Below are 17347 nucleotides of genomic sequence, written 5' to 3'. Positions count from 1 at the left end.
CACTATGGCAAAAATTATTGTGGTTACCTCTGGCAAGGGCGGTGTCGGTAAAACCACGTCCAGTGCCGCTATTGGCACCGGCCTGGCATTAGCCGGCCATAAAACCGTTATTGTCGATTTTGATATCGGTCTGCGTAACCTCGATTTAATTATGGGGTGTGAGCGCCGGGTAGTGTACGACTTTGTTAACGTGATCAACGGCGAAGCCAATTTAAAGCAAACCCTGATTAAAGATAAACGCACCGACAACCTGTTTATTTTGCCGGCGTCACAGACCCGCGATAAAGACGCGCTCACCCGCGAGGGCGTGGAAAAAGTATTAAACGAACTGGCGAAAGACTTCGATTTTATTATTTGCGACTCACCGGCCGGTATTGAATCTGGTGCCATGATGGCGCTGTATTTTGCCGATGAAGCGGTAGTGGTCACCAACCCGGAAGTGTCTTCAGTACGTGACTCCGATCGCATTTTAGGCATGTTATCCAGCAAATCACGCCGCGCCGAACAAGGCCTGGAAGGTATTAAAGAGCATTTGCTGTTGACCCGCTATAACCCGGAGCGGGTAGAAAAAGGCGAAATGCTCAGCGTGGAAGATGTAAAGGAAATTCTGGCGATTGAATTAATTGGGGTTATTCCCGAGTCGCAAGCTGTGTTAAATGCCTCTAACTCAGGCCAGCCGGTTATTCTGGATAAAGACAGCGACGCCGGCCAGGCCTATCTGGATACCATAAAGCGCTTATTAGGCGAACAAGTGCCGTTCCGTTTTCTGACGGTAGAGAAAAAGGGCTTTATTAAAAGGATTTTTGGAGGATAACTGATGTCATTACTGGATTATTTTCGCTCAACCAAGAAAAACACCGCCAGCACCGCCAAAGAGCGCCTGCAAATTATTGTGGCGCACGAGCGCAAGCGGCGCAATGGCCCGGATTATCTGCCGCAGCTAGAGCGCGATATTCTGGAAGTTATCCGCAAATATGTGGATATTCCGGCCGATCAAATTGCTGTATCACTGGAGCAACGCGGCGACCAGATCTCGGTGCTGGAACTAAACGTTACCTTCCCGGATGATAAGCGTTAAGTTTTTTTGAAGGTTACATCAATTATCAGCCCGCTTAATTGCGGGCTTTTTATTTCGTCCTGCAACATATCAGCATCAGTGACCTATCACTTGCAAAGTAACTGAACATCGCCCATTTTAGTCTGGATAAGCAATTTTAACTGAGACACTAAATGAATAAGTCTTAATGGAGCAATGCATGTTTAAAGCCATCTTAATTAACAAAGACGACCATGGGTATCACGCAGTATTAAGCGAAGTTGACGAACAACAGCTGCCTGTGGCTGATGTTACCGTCAAAGTAGTCGCCAGTACCATCAATTATAAAGACGCCCTGGCCATTACCGGTAAAGCCCCGGTGGTACGCATTTTCCCTATGGTGCCGGGCATTGATCTGGTTGGTGAGGTGCTGCAATCTGACTCTGCGCGCTTTAATGTCGGCGATAAGGTACTGCTAAATGGCTTTGGCGTAGGTGAAGGGCATTGGGGCGGCCTGGCAGAAAAAGCCCGCCTGAAAAGTGACTGGCTGATCCCGCTGCCAGCAGGCCTAACCCCCGAACAGGCCATGGCTGCAGGTACGGCAGGCTACACCGCTATGCTGTGTGTGTTAGCGCTGCAAAAGCATGGTATTACACCTGAGCATGGCGAAATATTAGTGACCGGCGCTAATGGCGGTGTAGGCAGTTATGCGGTGCGTTTATTAAGTAAATTGGGTTACCAGGTAGTGGCGGCAACAGGACGACCAGACGAAAGTGACTATCTTAAACAATTAGGCGCAACAGAGATTATCAGCCGTGAGCAGCTAAACGCGCCGGGTAAACCGCTACAAAAAGAACGCTGGGCCGGTGTCGTTGACTGCGTTGGCAGTCATACACTCGCCAATGCCTGCGCCAGCACCCGCTACGGTGGTGCCATAGCCGCCTGTGGTTTAGCGCAGGGCATGGATTTTCCATCATCAGTAGCGCCCTTTATTCTGCGGGGAATAACTTTATACGGTATTGACAGCGTGATGCGCCCGCTCGCGGATCGCATCCAAGCCTGGCAGCGCCTGAGTGAAATACTCAGCCCGGAAGACTTTGACACTATCAGCCACGTTATTTCATTAGGCGAGGTCATTGATACCGCTTCAGCGTTACTGGCAGGTAAGGTGCAAGGGCGGGTCATCGTAAAAATTGCAGAATAACGAAGACTTCCTCTTAGCCAGCAAAAACGCCCGCAAATGCGGGCGTTTTTATAACTACTTAACAGAACCGTTAAAGTGGCTTATTCACCGGCTACAAAGCCGTCCATTACCGTTAAACCTACCCCCATTAAGCCTGCACCATCGCGGGCAATAGCGGTATAAATTTTATTGGCATCCAGCATTAAGGCGCCGGTTTCAATGGCTGCGGTTTTAGTACCGGTTGGCGTTACGGTGACAAAATACTCACCTGCAGCCAGCGGCACATAACCGGTTTCAGCTTTATAGGGCACATCACTGAACGCTGGCATGGCTTCGCTGATGTCGCCATCGGCGGTGACATAAATATCAACATTACCGGCCAGGGTTGAACCGTGCACAAGACGCACGCGTGCTTCGGTAGCCACAGTGCGGGGGTTATCGACCAGAATTAGTGGCTCTATGGCAAAATCATCGGCATCACTTAGCGAGCCCACTGCCAATACAGTGTAGAACTTGCCATCTTCCAGTGTGACATCAGCGTCAATTACCGCAGTTTCAGTACCAGCTACAGCAACTTTCACATTGTAATCACCCGGCGCCGGGGTCACATAACCGGTGAAATCAGGGAAAGCCAGCGCAGATACCAGTGGCTGTGCAAAGTTATCGTTAACCACGATATCTACCGCTGGCGCATCAGATACGTTGTGCACTACACGCAGTGATGAAGTTGTGCCATCATCCAGGATAGGTAATACATCGCCTTCCGGGGTTACTGCGATCAATGACACCGGTGATGCACCAGAATATTCACTATTAATGGCCGCAACCACTAAATCCATACCACCTGCTAATTCCAGGGTGTTGCTGTCAAACACCACAGTGTCGGTACCTGGCAAGGTGATCCGGACCCGGTATTCACCGGCAGGAACATCTAAAGCACCGGTAAACTCAGTAAAGGCTAAGGTAGCAAGTGGAGCGCCCAAATCGGCATCTGGTGCAGTGACGTGTACGTCAACCGTTGGCGCAGCTGAGGCCGCATGAACTACCTGCACCCGAACATTACCAGCGGCTAAATCAGCAACGTCTGAGGTTACCACTAACGGTGCCAGGGTGTCGTCAGCCACTAAGCCTACCGCAAACACTTTATAATTTGTTGCTTCATCAAGCGCCAGTGCCGGTACGTCAATCACGGTTACGGTATTGCCTTCACCGGGCAAAATGGCGTCAACGGCCACGGCGTAATCGGCTGGTGGTAAGCTGAAATTTACTGAGCTGCTGCCATAAGCCAGATTCTCGATAACCACATCGCCGTTAACACTAATGTTAACTGCTGGCGCATCGAACGAGGCATGCACTACACGCAAGGTAGCGTCAACTACCGGAGGCGGTGGTGGTGGCGGTGGTGGAGTAGGTGTTGGTAAATCTGAACTGCTATTAAAACAACCTGCTAGTGATACGGTTAATAAAGCCGGGACGGCGAATCGTAGTATGCCTTTCATTATTATTACCCTTCAGTTAATAGTTGCGTAATCTTTACGCAACTATTAATGGCACGGGATCATTTTTTATGATTGCAGTTTTTTGGACAAAACAACCAACATTTTCTACTGATCTAACCTGGCTGTTAGTACGTTTATAAGAAGTTTTTGACTAAATTTTGTACATGAGCCGGCACCGGTAACAAAGGTAACAATAGCTGCTGACGCCAACCCGTTAAATACTCCGGCACAGGCAGCAGCACGCGTTCTTGCTCAGTTACCCGCCAACACCAGTTAAAATACTCATGTAACTGGCGCCTTACCGAGAGAAACGCTACTGGAATGCCGGTTTGAGCTGCCGCTTCTTTCAGGCAATGGCCAAGCTCTGCCAGCACCACTTTTTCACCTGCGAAATGGTCGGTATGATAAAAAGGTTGCGGGCAGGCCTCCTGCGGCAGCTGTTTAGCAAGCTCAATCAGCTCAATAACAGGTTTGGCATGCCGGCGCAAATCTCGGCCGGTCATCCCCGGAATATTCAGTAAACTTTCTACTGATCCGGGTTTGCGCTTAGCCAGCTCTAACATCTGGAAATCTTTAATTACCAACCCCAGCGCCAGATCGCGCTTGGCTGCATATTCCAGTCGCCATGCCACCAGTTCCCGCAATACCGCTAACTCGCGACTGCGTAATAATGAACCGTTTTTAACTTCCAGATACTTTAAACGAGGTGATAGCGGGTTGGCCCGACGCTGTTGCAGCTGCTGACCTTCCGCCAGCAATAAGGGTAGTAAGCTGGGCTCAGTAAACTGGGCCATTAAATGCTGATACAACGGCAGCAAATAAGTTACATCATTAGCGGCATACTGTAGCTGCTTTTCTGCCAACGGCCTGGCCAGCCAGTCCGTACGTGACTCACTTTTATCCAGCAGCTCGCCAGTGGCCCGCTCAACCAGTTTGGCATAACCAATACTGCTGCCCCAGCCCAGTAATTCGGCCGCTAGCTGGGTATCAAATAACGGCTGAATATGATGAATACCAATAGTCGCCAGTGCTTCCAGATCTTCAGTACAAGAATGCAGAGTTTTAACAATGCTTTGATCAGCAAACAACTGGATCAGTGGCTGCCAATCAGTAATGGTAAGGGGGTCAACCAATGCCAACTGCTTGCCATCAAATAACTGAATCAAACCAAGTTTTGGGTACAGCGTACTCTGGCGAATAAATTCAGAATCGACTGCCAGCGCACGCTGACCGGCAGCGTTTTGACAATACGTTGCCAGGCTGAGGTTATCGGTAATTAAATGGCTCATACTTACATCTCTAAAAAACAAAACCGGCAAACGCCGGCTTTGGATTAATCCCGCAGCTCGCGCCGCAAAATCTTACCAACATTAGTTTTCGGTAATTCGTCCCGGAATTCTACCAGTTTTGGTACCTTGTAGCCCGTTAAATGTTGTTTGCAATGCGCAATCACTTCTTCTTCGGTTAACGAAGCATCTTTCTTAACAATCACTACTTTGACAATTTCACCGGTAGCTTCGTTCGCCACACCGACTGCCGCCACTTCCAGCACTTTTTCGCTCATGGCAACCACTTCTTCAATTTCATTAGGGAACACATTGAAGCCAGATACCAGGATCATGTCTTTTTTGCGGTCAACAATATAGAAGAAACCTTCTTCATCCATGGTAGCGATGTCACCGGTGTACAACCAGCCATCTTTAATTGTTTGGGCTGTTTCTTCTGGCCGGTTCAGATATCCCACCATCACTTGTGGGCCTTGCACCAACATCTCGCCTGCTTCGCCCATTGCGACATCATTACCATCCTCGTCAACAATCCGAATTAAGGTCGATGGCGCTGGTAAACCAATACTGCCGTTAAAATCGTCAAGGTCAAATGGGCTTAATGTCACCAGCGGACAACACTCAGTTAAACCATAGCCTTCCAGCAAACGGGTGTGGGTAACTTTCTTCCAGCGTTCTGCTACCGGCCGCTGCACCGCCATACCACCACCTAAAGCCAGTTTTAACCGGCTGAAGTCCAGCTCAGCAAAACCAGGAGTATTCAGTAAACCATTAAACAAGGTATTTACCCCGGTAATAGCCGTAAACGGAAACTTCGCCAGCTCTTTAACAAAAGCCGGCATATCACGCGGGTTGGTGATCAGTAAATTGGTGCCACCAAATTTAAAGAAAGTGAAAAAATTCGCGGTTAAAGCAAAGATATGATAAAGCGGCAGTGCTGTTACCACGTGCTCTTCACCATGATCCAGGAAACTGTCAAGGAAGCCACTGCATTGCTCTAAATTTGCCACCATATTGCGATGCGATAACATCGCCCCTTTCGATACACCAGTAGTACCACCGGTATACTGCAAAAAGGCAATATCTTCGCCATTGACGTCAGGCTTTTGGTATTTTAAATGCTGACCTTTTTCCAACACGGCATTAAAGGTAACAAATTTACTCAGCGAATAGGCCGGCACCAGCTTTTTGACGTGCTTAACCACCAGGTTAACTATACTGCCTTTAACTAAACCCAGCATATCACCCATTTTAGTCAGAATAATATGATCCAGTTTTAGCTGTTTTTCCACGGCTGCCAGGGTATGGGCAAAGTTTTCAACAATAACAATGGCCTTAGCCTTTGAGTCTGATAACTGATGTTGCAGCTCGCGCGGCGTATAAAGCGGATTAACATTCACCACAGTGCAACCGGCACGCAGCACGCCCATTAACACCACTGGATATTGCAATAAATTAGGCATCATAATGGCAACTGCATCGCCTTTTTGCAGCCCCAGATCTTTTTGCAAATAAGCTGCAAATGCCTTGCTTAAGGTATCCAGTTCACGATAACTGATACTTTTACCCATGTTGATAAAAGCCGTTTTATCGGCAAACTGGCTGATACTTTGGGAAAAGATATCGAGCAGGGAAGGGTAATGATCAGCATCAATTTCTGCGGGCACGCCTGACGGGTAACGCTTTAACCAAACTTTATCCACCGTCCTCTCCTTTCTATTAAGGTTATTATTTTATAGTTTTAAAAATGGCTGCCGGCAATAAGCATTGTCGCTTTATTACCGGATAATAAGCCTGATTCGAGCATTTACTCTAGCCCAATCATCCCACAATTGCTGCTTGTGTACAATTAGCTTGCTGCAGTTGCCATAGTTACCGGGATTATTCCGCTGATTTAATAAATTTTAAGGTCATCCGGTCGCTCTCCCCGATGGCCAGATAAAGCGCCCGGTTATAGTTACCTAAAGCCAGGGTTGGTGGCAAGGTGTATACACCTTTCGGATGGTCTTTGCTATCAAGCAGGTTGGCATTGATTTCACTGCGCTCGACCAGTTTAAAGCCAGCTTGTTCAGCGGCGGCTATTACATAGGACTCGTCCAGATAACCTTCTACCGCCACACTGGTGGTATCAGACAAGGTTGCGGCCCGATGTTCTACCAACCCCAGCACACCACCTGGCTTTACCACATCGTACAGGGTTTGCAGAGTAGCCAGTAAATGGCCACTTTCATCCCAGATATGGGCATTTCGAAACGATAACACCAGATCAAACTGCTCTTTGGCTAAGGCCGGCTGTAAGAATGGCGGTTCGAGTTCTATCTGATGAACAGTGCCGAAATAGGCGCCCTGTTCATTCAGCCTGGCAGCCAGGGTGGCACTTAAACGAGCCCAGAAAATAGCACGATCATCTTTTAAGTTACCATCGTTCTGCCGGAACTGCGCGATGGTTAACTGGCCCTGCTCTTTTAAAAAGGGCGCCAGAATTTCGGTATACCAGCCCCGCCCGGGCCAAATTTCCAGCACTGCCATGTCGGGCTTAATGCCAAAAAAACTAAGGGTTTCAGCAGGGTTTCGATAACGGTTGCGGGCAATATGCTCAGCACTGCGTTCACTACTGCTCGCCAGCTCAGTTAGACGCTGTTCGATGTTGCTATCTGCCGCCCTGGCCGTGCTTACAAAGCTTAACACCAGGGTTAGAACGATTATTGTTATTGTTATTTTCATAGCGTCCTCTTACTACCACTCAGCATACTGTACATCATACTAGTACGACCACAGCACTACGCAATCGTTCTAAGATAGCCTGCCCTATTGAAAATTGTCCAGCAAAACACTTAAATGATAATTATGTTGGCTGGTCGCAATGCCCCTTGGTTGCAGTCCGGAGATAACGTACACTGGCTTTAATATTAAACAGATGAGAGAAAATCGATGCGCTCAGCCGTTTTACTGCTTGCCATAACAGGCTTATTACCGGCCACTATTTATGCAGCACCCAAAAATATCATTTATATGATTGGGGATGGTATGGGGCCTTCTTATGTTTCCGCCTATCGCTATTATCAGCATGATCCTGCCTCAGTAACGGTAACGACTACCCTATATGATGATTTACTGACCGGTATGGCCGGTACATATCCTGACGACGATACTGTAGTAACCGACTCTGCAGCCAGCGCCACTGCCCTGGCAACCGGCATTAAAAGCTTTAACGGTGCCATTTCAGTCGACAGGCAGCATATTCCTATTGGTACCATGATGCAGCTAGCCAAACGCCTCGGCAAAGCTAATGGTATTGTTGCCAGCTCTCAGGTAAACCACGCTACGCCGGCGGCATTTTTAGCGCACAGCAGCAGCCGGCGCAATATGAATGATATTGCTGATATGTATCTGGATTACCGGATTGATGGCAAGCCGGTAGCCGATTTAATTATGGGTGGTGGCACTCAATATTTTGTGCGGGAAGACCGCAACCTGATAACAGGCTTTACCGAACTGGGCTATCAGTATGTTGATGACTATAATCAGCTTGATAACTTAACCCGTTTACCCGCCATGGCCTTGCTAACGGAAAGCGCACTGCCTGCAGTGTTAAACTCTGACTACGACAGCATGTTGGGGCCGTTAACTGCAAAAGCGCTGCAATTACTATCCACGGCTGACAAAGGTTTTGTCTTAATGGTCGAGGGCAGCCAGATTGACTGGTGCGGCCACGATAACGACATTGCCTGCGCCATGGCCGAAATGCATGATTTTGCCCAAGCCATTAAGGTAGCAAAAGCCTATGTCGATGCGAACCCCGATACCCTGCTGATTATTACCGCCGATCATGAAACCGGCGGCTTGTCGTTAGGCTCTGCTGGAGTTTATGAGTGGCGCACTGATGTGATTAAAAAAGTGAAAGCAACCGGCCGGGAAATCGCCAGACAACTGCAGCAGCTTGAAAACCAGCAAGATATTCATAAAAGGTTTACTGAGCTGACTGGCATCAGCCTGGATAAAGCACAGTTAAATTTACTGTTCACTGCGCTGCAAGACGAAGATGAAAAAATTGGCCGTAACCAAATTTTGCAGTTTATTAATGAAAAATCTTATACCGGCTGGACTACTGGTGGTCATACTGCGGCCGATGTACCGGTAATGGCTTATGGCATGCAGGCTGAGCAGTTCAGAGGCTTTATGGATAATACTGCTATAGCGAAAAAACTGATTCAGTTTATTCAACAGACTAAGTAAGTCTTCGTGATAATTCGGCAGCGAGAATCGTTTTGCTTTAAGCTAACCGTTGAAGCCCGTCACGGGTTTACGGCGTGTTAGCGTGATCAAATCGATTCGATAACTTAACCTTACTCAGCCGTTATCAACTGGCGGCGTAACTTGGGAGCTGTCGTGTCCGGGTGCAGCCAGATATCAAAAAAAGCCGGAGCAAAGTCTTTATCATCTACGGTGCCAATATCGGTGTCATTAAAATAAAACTGTACCTGGCCTTGTTCAGTTAACAGCGCTGCCAGCCGGTCCCCTTTTTTCACATCTCGCCACAGCTCTGACAACGTGGCAGCCCAGGCCATTTGTTGCTGCTCGCTGCTGTTACCAAGCTTCTGCCACTGCTCAACGGTGGCATCAATAAACTGCTTTTTGCTGATATCACGCTTGTACGTGAGCTCCAGCAGTAACGGGTTACTTTGCTGATAACCACTGAAGACGCCGTCTGGGCTGGCTAACCTTGCATCGTATAGCTGCCACAGCAGATAACGGTAGCTACCCTCGCCTACCGTGGTCAGGCCAGGCATAGACGCAACCATACCGCTGAAGCCAAGCGCTAATAAACTAACTACCAGTTTGTGCATAAAACCTCCTGCTATAACCTAATATCACACCAAGCACGCCCCATACCGCTACTAATACGACAAAAGACCCACTTGCTAACGGAAATTGCAATACGCCACCACTGAGTGCAGCTCCCCCCAGATAAGACAAGGGTCCACCAATCGCGCCTAAAAATAGCCCCAGCCACCAGGGCTGCAAAAAGCCAGCCATTGTTTCTACCGCAGCCAGGGCAAACAAAGCCCACAGCACTAAAAACCACGCTGGCAACAGCAAGCTTTGGCTAAACGCAATAACCTCGTAATAGCTCAGCAAAGCGTCTGTAACGATGCCAGCTGCGGCGATTAACAGTACCGCAAGGCGTGCTTTGGTGGGCAGGCGATACATAGCATACAACCAATAAGCCAGTGCTGGCACAATAGCTAAGCTTTGAAAAATAACCAGTGCCAGCCAGCCCAGTTCAAAACCAATAATAGCACGCCAGAAGATGCCTTTTGGTGGCACTAAGTAGCCGCTGGTTGTCGCGGCGGTGTGTAGATCACTCATTGCTGTTTCATCTTCCTGGCAAGCGCGTTACGCAGGTTATAGGGTAATAACCCCAGCAGTTTTAAACTGACACTTAAGCGCCGCGGAAAACGTAAGCGGCTCTTTGCCGCCGCTATACCATCAAAAATTCGTTTAGCTGCATCGTCAGCGGCCATTATAAACGGCATCTCAAAGTCGTTTTTACGGGTAAGTGGCGTATCAATAAAGCCAGGTTCAATTAAACAGACATTAATATCGGTTGCAGCTAAATCGACGCGCAGGCTGTCGGCAAAATAGCTTACAGCGGCCTTACTGGCACCATAGGCTTCTGAACGGGTAAAAGGAAAAAAATGCGCCATCGAACTGACAATCGCCAGCGTCGGTTGATTACCCAGATTCAACGCCGGCAGCAAATAGCGGGTGCAAGCCACTACCGCATGCACATTCAGGGCAAAAGTACGCTCGAAGGCCGCAAGGTCAAGATCGGTTGCCTCAACATACTCACAATTGCCGGCGTTTAGTATCGCCACATCAATTTTCTGCTTGGCCGGTAACGCAGCAAACCAACCAGCCAACGCGACACTGTTGGTTACGTCCAGACTAACGGGCTTAATATTGGCATGTTGCGCTGCCAGTTCAGCCAGCTTATCGGCTGAACGGGCAACAGCATACACCTGCCAGCCTTTCGCTGCATAATGCAAAGCCGTCGCTCTACCCATGCCAGAGCTAGCACCGGTTATTAAACAAATTTTGGCCATATTACATCCTGATATCAACGCTGCCCGGCAGCGTACGCGGGTATAGTTACCGGATAACTACGGAGCAACCAGGGAGCTGGATTGGTTCAGGCGTAAAGATCAACACCCAGCAATGATTGCACTTCAGCACGACGTTGCTCGTTTTGCTGGCTTTGATAGGCAGCGACGGCTTGTTGGCCGACTCTGGAATTGACGTTCTGAAAATTGTTTTGCTTATTGCGTTGTTCGCTATCAAGCTGGTTAATCACCTGCTGACTGGCCCTGATCCCCTCTCCCTGCGGCGCACTGGCGCGTTTGTCATCCTGAATTGGCGCACGACGCGGCTCAGTACCAGCAAAAACACTGGCAATATTAGCGGGGGCATTCAGACTTTGATTAACAGTCAGGCTCATAACATCTTCATATTCAGCAAACTGGTTTAATTATAACCAGTTTGCCCATTTAACCAAGGGTTATTATCGGCCGGGTAGTTTTTTCCAGCTTACTTCGTCGCGCACATACACCGGCTCGGCCTGCTCGGCACTGACAAATAAACTATCCCTAAAGGCTTGCTGCGCCAGGCTTAGCATATCTTGTGCCGATGGGTACAGAATATCGCTGGCGATCCTGGCCGGTTGCGCCCGCTGTAATTCAGCGGCATAGGTTTGCCAGCCGGTGCCCACCGCCATTACCTTGCCACTCAGACCTAACGGTGCCAGCAGCTGCGGCCTAACTGCCTGCTCGGCAGTCAAGGGTTGTACTATGCCGTTAGCATCACAAGCGAAGCTGGCGAGATACACTTCCGCCATGCGCGCATCAATAGCGGCCACAATTTGGGTTGCCTGATGCAAACGTACCGCCGCCTGCGCCATCGCTGCCAGCGTGGATACACCAAATACCGGCAAGTCAGCACCAAAGGCCAGGCCTTGTGCCACCGACACACCAATCCGTACTCCGGTAAAGCTACCCGGGCCGCGACCAAATACTATGCCATCCAGACCAGTTAAGCTCAGGCCGGTTTCGGCCAGTAAGCCATCAATCATCGGCAATATACGTTTACTGTGTTGCTGCGGACACACTTCGTCCAGAGCAATAACGCCGCCCTGATACAGCAGCGCCACCGAGCACGCTTCGGTTGAGGTATCTAATGCCAGTAATTTCACCTTAATTGTCCTGCCTTGTTTGTTGTAAAAACGCCACGGCGTCATCTAATGAGCGGGTGCGGCGCATCGGCGGTAAACTTTTTAAAAATACACTGCCGTAGGGCCTGGTTACCAGCCGGTTATCGCAAATCACCAGCACCCCGCGGTCGGTAACATCGCGAATTAACCGGCCAACCCCTTGTTTTAAGGTAATAACGGCCTGCGGCAACTGCACTGTACTAAACGGGTCCAGGCCGCGGCGCTGGCAATCTTCACTGCGCGCCTGCAACAGCGGATCGTCTGGCGAGGCAAACGGCAGTTTATCAATAATCACGCAGCTTAAGGTATCACCGCGCACATCTACCCCCTCCCAGAAACTGCCGGTACCCAGCAGTACAGCATTGTCCAGCGTAACAAACTGTTCCAGCAACAGGCGCTTACCGGTACTGCCCTGCACCAGCACCGGCTGACTGATCTGCTCAGGTAGTGCATTGGCCATCCACTGCAGCATGCGGTGGCTGGTGAATAAGAAAAAGCAACGACCATTGTTGGCTTTGATAAGCTTTACTGCCAGCTCGAGTAATGCCGGGCCCATTTGCTGTTGATGCGGCTCGGGTAAATAGCGCGGCAGGCATAACATGGCCTGGCTGGCATAATCGAAGGGGCTCTCCAGCAGCAGCGTTTGTGCATCATCCAGCCCCATCTGGGCGGTGTAATGGCTAAAGCCTTCGTTAACAGACAAGGTAGCTGAGGTAAAAATCCAGCTGCGCTGCTCTGCCGCCACTATCGCTTTAAAGCGATCGCTTATACTTAAGGGGGTTAAATGTAAACTGACATGCAACCGGCTGGTTTCGTACCATAGACTTACTCCGGTTTGCTGTAAGTCCTGCATTTTCAGCAAGCGGTTTTTCAGCTGGGCCAGCCGTTCAAACACACTGTCAACGGTGTCGCTGCGGCCCAGGCTGCCTTTTAGTACCTGGTACAGCATGTCAATGGCATCATTCACCCGGGTTAAAGCTGTTTGCATCGGCGCCTGGCGGGCTAAATCACGCCAGTTGCCACGGCTGGGCTCGGCGGCAAACTGCAGGCGCCAGTCGCGCACTAAGCTGGCCAGTTTGTCTGCCACTTTCACCAGTTGCGGATGATCGCGCAGTTCGGTTTTGCAGGCCAGCTCCAGATCACGGCATAAATCCAGTAACAAGCGGCTGGATACCTGCTCACCGAAATAGTCGCTGGCAATATCGGGCAGCTGATGTGCTTCATCAAAAATAATCACGTCCATCTGGGGCAGCAGCTCACCAAAGCCGGTGTCTTTTAATGCCAGATCAGCAAAAAACAAATGGTGGTTCACTACCACTAAATCAGCTGCCTGAGCGTTTTTACGGGCTTTTAATAAGTGACAATCTTCGTATACCGGGCAATCTTTGCCCAGGCAGTTATCAGTGGTGCTGGTAACATAAGGTAAGGCTTTAGAGTCTTCAGCGATATAACTTAGCTCACCAATATCGCCCGACTGGGTTTCTGACGACCATTTTTTGATCAGGCTTAAATCCTGTATAAGCTGCTCATCCTGCACCGGTACATGGTTGTAATGCTGCTCTAAGCGAAACAAGCATAAGTAATTAGCACGGCCTTTGAGCAAAGCAGTGTGAATGGGGCTGGCCAGCGCTTGCTGCACCTTGGGCAAATCGCGTAAAAAAAGTTGCTCTTGCAGATTTTTGGTACCGGTCGACAGAATAACCTTTTTCCCGGCTAGCAAGGCCGGCACCAGATAAGCGTACGTTTTACCGGTTCCGGTGCCGGCTTCTACCACTAATGCCGCATTGTTGCTGATAGCGTCGGCCACCGCCTCGGCCATATGCAACTGGGCGGCCCGTGGCTTAAAGCCACTGATATGGCTGGCCAGTTTGCCTTTTTCTGCAAAGGCTGCCAGTACCTGTTTCGCCAGGGCGTTAGTCATGCTGATGTTGGCCGATACGGGAGTAAACGCGATTCACGACGTTGCCTGCTGCTGGAAAAAGAGCGCTATTATGCCTTTATCAGCAGAAAAATTCAGACAAAAATATCGACATGGCCATCTTTATCGACGTGTTGATCCTCTTCAGGTGTGGTGTACGGCGGCTCGGGATAGTCGTCGGCCCGCCGGCCTCTGTTGATACCTGGCCGACGCAAAATAAGAAATTTTTGCTCGTTTGGTTTTAACGGGCTTAACCTGGCCTCTTTAAATACCGGCACCACCTGCTTCGGATCAGGGTCTACCGGCGTGCCGGGTACGCGCTGGATAAAAGGCATAAAAGCGTCCATTACCGTCTCCTGTTACGGTTATTGCCGGGCTTGGTTAACGCTATATCGGCCAACACAGCATTAACTTTAATTTAAGAGACGATAACAGACGCTAAAGTTCATTTACCTTGCTTAGCGAAATGGCAGATCAATGGCCAGCGCCGGTTCGGTAAACCAGCGCGGCCCCTGCTCAGTCATATAAAAATGGTCTTCCAGCCGCACCCCAAACTCACCCGGCAACACCAGCATGGGCTCATTACTAAAACACATGCCGGGCGCTAAAGGCAGCTCGTTGCCCTCAACCAGATAAGGCCATTCATGGATATCCAGGCCGATACCATGGCCGGTGCGGTGCGGTAAGCCCGGTAACTGATAATCCGGGCCATAGCCTTGTTGTTGCAAATAACTGCGGGCGGCCCGATCGACCTGCTGGCAGGGTACACCTACTGCGGCAGCAGCAAAAGCGGCAGCCTGGGCGGCTTTCTCATGTTGCCATACCTCACGTTGGCGTGCGTTTGGCGTGCCAAACACATAGCTGCGGGTAATGTCGGACACATAGCCATGCAGGCGGCAACCGGTATCAATTAACACCATGTCGCCATCGTCTAATACTTTGGGTTTAGCCACGCCATGCGGGTAGGCGGTATCGCCGCCAAACAGTACTATGCAGAAATAACTGCCATCAACCGCCCCCACTTTGCGATGGGCGGCGTCAATAAAATCTGCAACTTCAGCCACTGTGATGCCGGCATATAAGATGCTGGCTACCGCTTGATGTACCGCCAGCGTCATATCCATAGCGCGCTGCATAATCGCAAGCTCTGCCGCGGTTTTAACCCGCCGGCATACTGCGCTCACCGTCACCGCATTGCTTAACCGCAATGCCGCACTGGCTGTTTTCAAACCGTCGGCAATAAAAAAGGCCGCACTTTCATCCAGTGCCAGCGCAGTTTTACCCTGCAGCAATTGCACGCACAGCTGATAAGGGTTTTCATGCTCCTGCCAGCCATGTAGCTCGCCCGCTAGCAGCAGTTGCGGCGCTATGGTGCCGCGCTCAAACTCGGGAATAATATACTGCAGGCTGCCATCGGCCAGCAGCAATACTGCTACTAAACGCTCACTGGCGTACCAGCGCAAACCGGTAAAGTAATACAAATTAGTCCCGGCCGTTAGCAGCATCGCATCCAGTTGCTGCTGTTGCATCAACTGACAGGCTTTGGTTAAACGCTGGCGAAACTCGTCAGCGTTAATCGGCACCACACCGGCGGTCATATCATCTAATTGTGCCAATGCCTCTGCGGCGCTTACGCCACCTATTTGCCTGTCCATGCTGTATCTCCGTTTTGCGATGGAAAATTCTGATAACACAGCGGCCGCAAAAAACGCTGCACCGCCTGGCTGCCTACCGCAGTATAGCGGCTATCGGTACTGGCAGGAAAGGGCCCGCCATGTTGCATAGCAGCACAGACTTCAACCCCGGTTGGCATTTGCGCATAAATAAGCCGGCCGCAATGTAATTCCAGCTCGTTCAGTAACCCCTGAGCACTAACCAGTTCCGCCTCAGTGGCATACAGCGTGGCCGTTAACTGGCCTTGTAAGGTGGTGGCCAGCATCTGCATCTGGGTTAGGTCAGCGCATTCAATCAGCACCGTTGCCGGGCCAAAAACTTCCTGCTGCAAAACCCCCTGTTGCATAAACGCATTGGCAGAGGTGGCAAACAACCGCGGCTTGGTATAACACGCCGTTTCCTCGCCCTGGCCTTCTGCCAGTAAGCTTACGCCATCCGTTTGCTGCAGCGCCTGACAACCTGCACGGTAATGGCTGGCGATTTTCACCGTTAGCATAGCGCCAGTCTGTGCCTGGCTAAAATGCTGTTTAAGTGCCGCAACCAACGCCTCAGCCCCTTTGGGTACAAACACTAAGCCGGGCCGGGTACAAAACTGGCCGCAGCCGTTTAGCACCGACTGCGCCAGTTGGCTGGCGAAACTTTCGCCATGCTGCGCCAGATATTGCGGCAGCACAAACAGCGGGTTTTGCGATCCCATCTCGGCAAAAAACGGAATAGGCTTGGGCCGCTGCCAAATCAGCCGCTGAAAATGCATGCCCAGCTGCTCTGAACCGGTAAAGGCGACGGCTTTGACTGCCGGGTGGCGGATCAAGGCTTCAGAAAACGCATGCTGGCGGGCATGTACCAGGCTAAATATCCCAGCGGGCATGGCGGTTTTATCGGCCGCTGCGGCTATCGCTTTTGCGGCCAGCTCAGACGTGGCCGGATGGGCATTATGCGCTTTAACAATCACCGGGCAGCCGGCTGCCAATGCCGAAGCGGTGTCGCCACCGGCAACCGAGAAAGCCAGCGGAAAATTACTAGCCGCAAAAACCACCACCGGGCCAAGCGGTACTTTTCCAAGCCGCAGCGCCGGCCGTGGCAGTGGTTGGCGCTCGGGTAAGGCCGGCAGTCTGCAATCGCTGGCTGGCGTGCGCAGCTCAGTGGCAAACAGCCGCAACTGGTTGCAGGTGCGGCCGAGCTCACTTTCTGCCCGGGCTGGCGCTAACGCCGTTTCCTGCACCATAGCGCTGACAATCTCTGCCTGGCGCTGCTGCAGCTCTGCAGCAATACTGTCGAGAAAATCCGCTCTGGCTGCAGCTGTCACATAACGATATAGCGCAAAGGCTGCTGTGGCTTGCTCGGTGAGGCTGTGCAGTTCGGCCTCCCCTGCTTCGGCAAAGCACCAGGGCAAGGCGGTATTTTGTGCCGGATTAAACGACGTGTTCGCTGCATCGGGCTCACCACACCAGTGACCGCCAATATAATGTTGACCTGAAATCATA

General features: G+C 50.6%; 17 protein-coding genes. 4 read left to right on the top strand and 13 right to left on the bottom strand.

Annotation, left to right across the window (positions count from 1 at the left end):
* The first annotated feature begins 4 nt into the window (after positions 1-4).
* From minD to acuI, 3 genes are all read left to right on the top strand, one after another.
* Positions 5-814 (top strand): septum site-determining protein MinD, encoded by an 810-nt coding sequence (gene minD, locus WG68_RS09725; protein ID WP_046557494.1) that lies wholly within the window; start codon positions 5-7, stop codon positions 812-814.
* A gap of 3 nt (positions 815-817) precedes the next feature.
* Positions 818-1078: a cell division topological specificity factor MinE gene (gene minE, locus WG68_RS09720; RefSeq protein ID WP_019675453.1), complete on the top strand. Its 261-nt coding sequence runs from the start codon at positions 818-820 to the stop codon at positions 1076-1078.
* Between the two features lie 178 nt (positions 1079-1256).
* Positions 1257-2240, top strand: a complete 984-nt coding sequence (gene acuI / locus WG68_RS09715; protein ID WP_046557493.1) for an acrylyl-CoA reductase (NADPH) — start codon at positions 1257-1259, stop codon at positions 2238-2240.
* Positions 2241-2320: 80 nt separating this feature from the next.
* On the opposite strand, the gene WG68_RS09710 is transcribed toward acuI, so the two are convergent.
* From WG68_RS09710 to WG68_RS09695, 4 genes are all read right to left on the bottom strand, one after another.
* On the bottom strand, positions 2321-3718 hold the full coding sequence (locus tag WG68_RS09710) for a DUF4397 domain-containing protein (RefSeq protein WP_046557492.1): 1398 nt from the start codon (positions 3716-3718) through the stop codon (positions 2321-2323).
* A 134-nt stretch (positions 3719-3852) separates the two neighbouring features.
* Positions 3853-5007 carry a ribonuclease D gene (gene rnd, locus WG68_RS09705; RefSeq protein ID WP_046557491.1) on the bottom strand — a complete coding sequence of 385 codons (1155 nt, stop codon included), beginning with the start codon at positions 5005-5007 and terminating at the stop codon, positions 3853-3855.
* Between the two features lie 44 nt (positions 5008-5051).
* The gene (gene fadD, locus WG68_RS09700) at positions 5052-6707 is read right to left on the bottom strand and encodes a long-chain-fatty-acid--CoA ligase FadD (RefSeq protein WP_046557490.1); all 1656 of its coding nucleotides are present in this window, start codon (positions 6705-6707) and stop codon (positions 5052-5054) included.
* A gap of 178 nt (positions 6708-6885) precedes the next feature.
* Positions 6886-7728: a class I SAM-dependent methyltransferase gene (locus tag WG68_RS09695; protein ID WP_046557489.1), complete on the bottom strand. Its 843-nt coding sequence runs from the start codon at positions 7726-7728 to the stop codon at positions 6886-6888.
* Positions 7729-7935: 207 nt separating this feature from the next.
* Here WG68_RS09695 and WG68_RS09690 point away from each other — a divergent pair, with 207 nt between their 5' ends.
* On the top strand, positions 7936-9240 hold the full coding sequence (locus WG68_RS09690) for an alkaline phosphatase (RefSeq protein WP_046557488.1): 1305 nt from the start codon (positions 7936-7938) through the stop codon (positions 9238-9240).
* Positions 9241-9350: 110 nt separating this feature from the next.
* Here WG68_RS09690 and WG68_RS09685 read toward each other — a convergent pair whose 3' ends face one another.
* From WG68_RS09685 to WG68_RS09645, 9 genes are all read right to left on the bottom strand, one after another.
* Positions 9351-9851 carry a chalcone isomerase family protein gene (locus WG68_RS09685; protein ID WP_046557487.1) on the bottom strand — a complete coding sequence of 167 codons (501 nt, stop codon included), beginning with the start codon at positions 9849-9851 and terminating at the stop codon, positions 9351-9353.
* Positions 9832-10374: a DUF2878 family protein gene (locus WG68_RS09680; RefSeq protein ID WP_046557486.1), complete on the bottom strand. Its 543-nt coding sequence runs from the start codon at positions 10372-10374 to the stop codon at positions 9832-9834. Before WG68_RS09680 ends, WG68_RS09685 begins: the two co-directional genes overlap by 20 nt.
* A complete protein-coding gene (locus WG68_RS09675) occupies positions 10371-11111 on the bottom strand; it encodes an SDR family NAD(P)-dependent oxidoreductase (RefSeq protein WP_046557485.1) in 741 nt (246 codons plus the stop codon). The genes WG68_RS09680 and WG68_RS09675 overlap by 4 nt, the downstream gene beginning before the upstream one ends.
* A gap of 86 nt (positions 11112-11197) precedes the next feature.
* Positions 11198-11503 (bottom strand): hypothetical protein, encoded by a 306-nt coding sequence (locus WG68_RS09670; RefSeq protein ID WP_046557484.1) that lies wholly within the window; start codon positions 11501-11503, stop codon positions 11198-11200.
* A 63-nt stretch (positions 11504-11566) separates the two neighbouring features.
* Positions 11567-12253 carry a tRNA (adenosine(37)-N6)-threonylcarbamoyltransferase complex dimerization subunit type 1 TsaB gene (gene tsaB, locus WG68_RS09665; protein ID WP_083981851.1) on the bottom strand — a complete coding sequence of 229 codons (687 nt, stop codon included), beginning with the start codon at positions 12251-12253 and terminating at the stop codon, positions 11567-11569.
* Between the two features lies 1 nt (position 12254).
* The gene (locus WG68_RS09660; RefSeq protein WP_046557482.1) at positions 12255-14192 is read right to left on the bottom strand and encodes an ATP-dependent DNA helicase; all 1938 of its coding nucleotides are present in this window, start codon (positions 14190-14192) and stop codon (positions 12255-12257) included.
* A gap of 92 nt (positions 14193-14284) precedes the next feature.
* Positions 14285-14536 carry a hypothetical protein gene (locus tag WG68_RS09655; protein ID WP_046557481.1) on the bottom strand — a complete coding sequence of 84 codons (252 nt, stop codon included), beginning with the start codon at positions 14534-14536 and terminating at the stop codon, positions 14285-14287.
* A gap of 111 nt (positions 14537-14647) precedes the next feature.
* On the bottom strand, positions 14648-15844 hold the full coding sequence (locus WG68_RS09650) for a M24 family metallopeptidase (RefSeq protein WP_046557480.1): 1197 nt from the start codon (positions 15842-15844) through the stop codon (positions 14648-14650).
* The gene (locus WG68_RS09645; RefSeq protein WP_046557479.1) at positions 15829-17346 is read right to left on the bottom strand and encodes an aldehyde dehydrogenase (NADP(+)); all 1518 of its coding nucleotides are present in this window, start codon (positions 17344-17346) and stop codon (positions 15829-15831) included. Before WG68_RS09645 ends, WG68_RS09650 begins: the two co-directional genes overlap by 16 nt.
* Position 17347: the final 1 nt, after the last annotated feature.

Origin of the sequence: Arsukibacterium ikkense, assembly GCF_000987775.1 — a bacterium.
In the GTDB taxonomy this organism is placed as follows: domain Bacteria; phylum Pseudomonadota; class Gammaproteobacteria; order Enterobacterales; family Alteromonadaceae; genus Alishewanella; species Alishewanella ikkense.
The sequence above is the reverse complement of the archived record's forward strand: the minus strand, read 5'-3'. Positions and strand labels throughout refer to the sequence as shown.

Excerpts from the sequence above, each read along its gene's own strand:
- rnd (WP_046557491.1), bottom strand. The coding sequence starts at position 5,007 with ATGAGCCATTTAATTACCGATAACCTCAGCCTGGCAACGTATTGTCAA.
- minD (WP_046557494.1), top strand. The coding sequence starts at position 5 with ATGGCAAAAATTATTGTGGTTACCTCTGGCAAGGGCGGTGTCGGTAAA.
- WG68_RS09710 (WP_046557492.1), bottom strand. The coding sequence starts at position 3,718 with ATGAAAGGCATACTACGATTCGCCGTCCCGGCTTTATTAACCGTATCA.
- WG68_RS09650 (WP_046557480.1), bottom strand. The coding sequence starts at position 15,844 with ATGGACAGGCAAATAGGTGGCGTAAGCGCCGCAGAGGCATTGGCACAA.
- WG68_RS09675 (WP_046557485.1), bottom strand. The coding sequence starts at position 11,111 with ATGGCCAAAATTTGTTTAATAACCGGTGCTAGCTCTGGCATGGGTAGA.
- WG68_RS09690 (WP_046557488.1), top strand. The coding sequence starts at position 7,936 with ATGCGCTCAGCCGTTTTACTGCTTGCCATAACAGGCTTATTACCGGCC.
- WG68_RS09670 (WP_046557484.1), bottom strand. The coding sequence starts at position 11,503 with ATGAGCCTGACTGTTAATCAAAGTCTGAATGCCCCCGCTAATATTGCC.
- WG68_RS09660 (WP_046557482.1), bottom strand. The coding sequence starts at position 14,192 with ATGACTAACGCCCTGGCGAAACAGGTACTGGCAGCCTTTGCAGAAAAA.
- WG68_RS09695 (WP_046557489.1), bottom strand. The coding sequence starts at position 7,728 with ATGAAAATAACAATAACAATAATCGTTCTAACCCTGGTGTTAAGCTTT.
- WG68_RS09655 (WP_046557481.1), bottom strand. The coding sequence starts at position 14,536 with ATGGACGCTTTTATGCCTTTTATCCAGCGCGTACCCGGCACGCCGGTA.
- WG68_RS09645 (WP_046557479.1), bottom strand. The coding sequence starts at position 17,346 with ATGATTTCAGGTCAACATTATATTGGCGGTCACTGGTGTGGTGAGCCC.
- WG68_RS09685 (WP_046557487.1), bottom strand. The coding sequence starts at position 9,851 with ATGCACAAACTGGTAGTTAGTTTATTAGCGCTTGGCTTCAGCGGTATG.
- acuI (WP_046557493.1), top strand. The coding sequence starts at position 1,257 with ATGTTTAAAGCCATCTTAATTAACAAAGACGACCATGGGTATCACGCA.
- WG68_RS09680 (WP_046557486.1), bottom strand. The coding sequence starts at position 10,374 with ATGAGTGATCTACACACCGCCGCGACAACCAGCGGCTACTTAGTGCCA.
- minE (WP_019675453.1), top strand. The coding sequence starts at position 818 with ATGTCATTACTGGATTATTTTCGCTCAACCAAGAAAAACACCGCCAGC.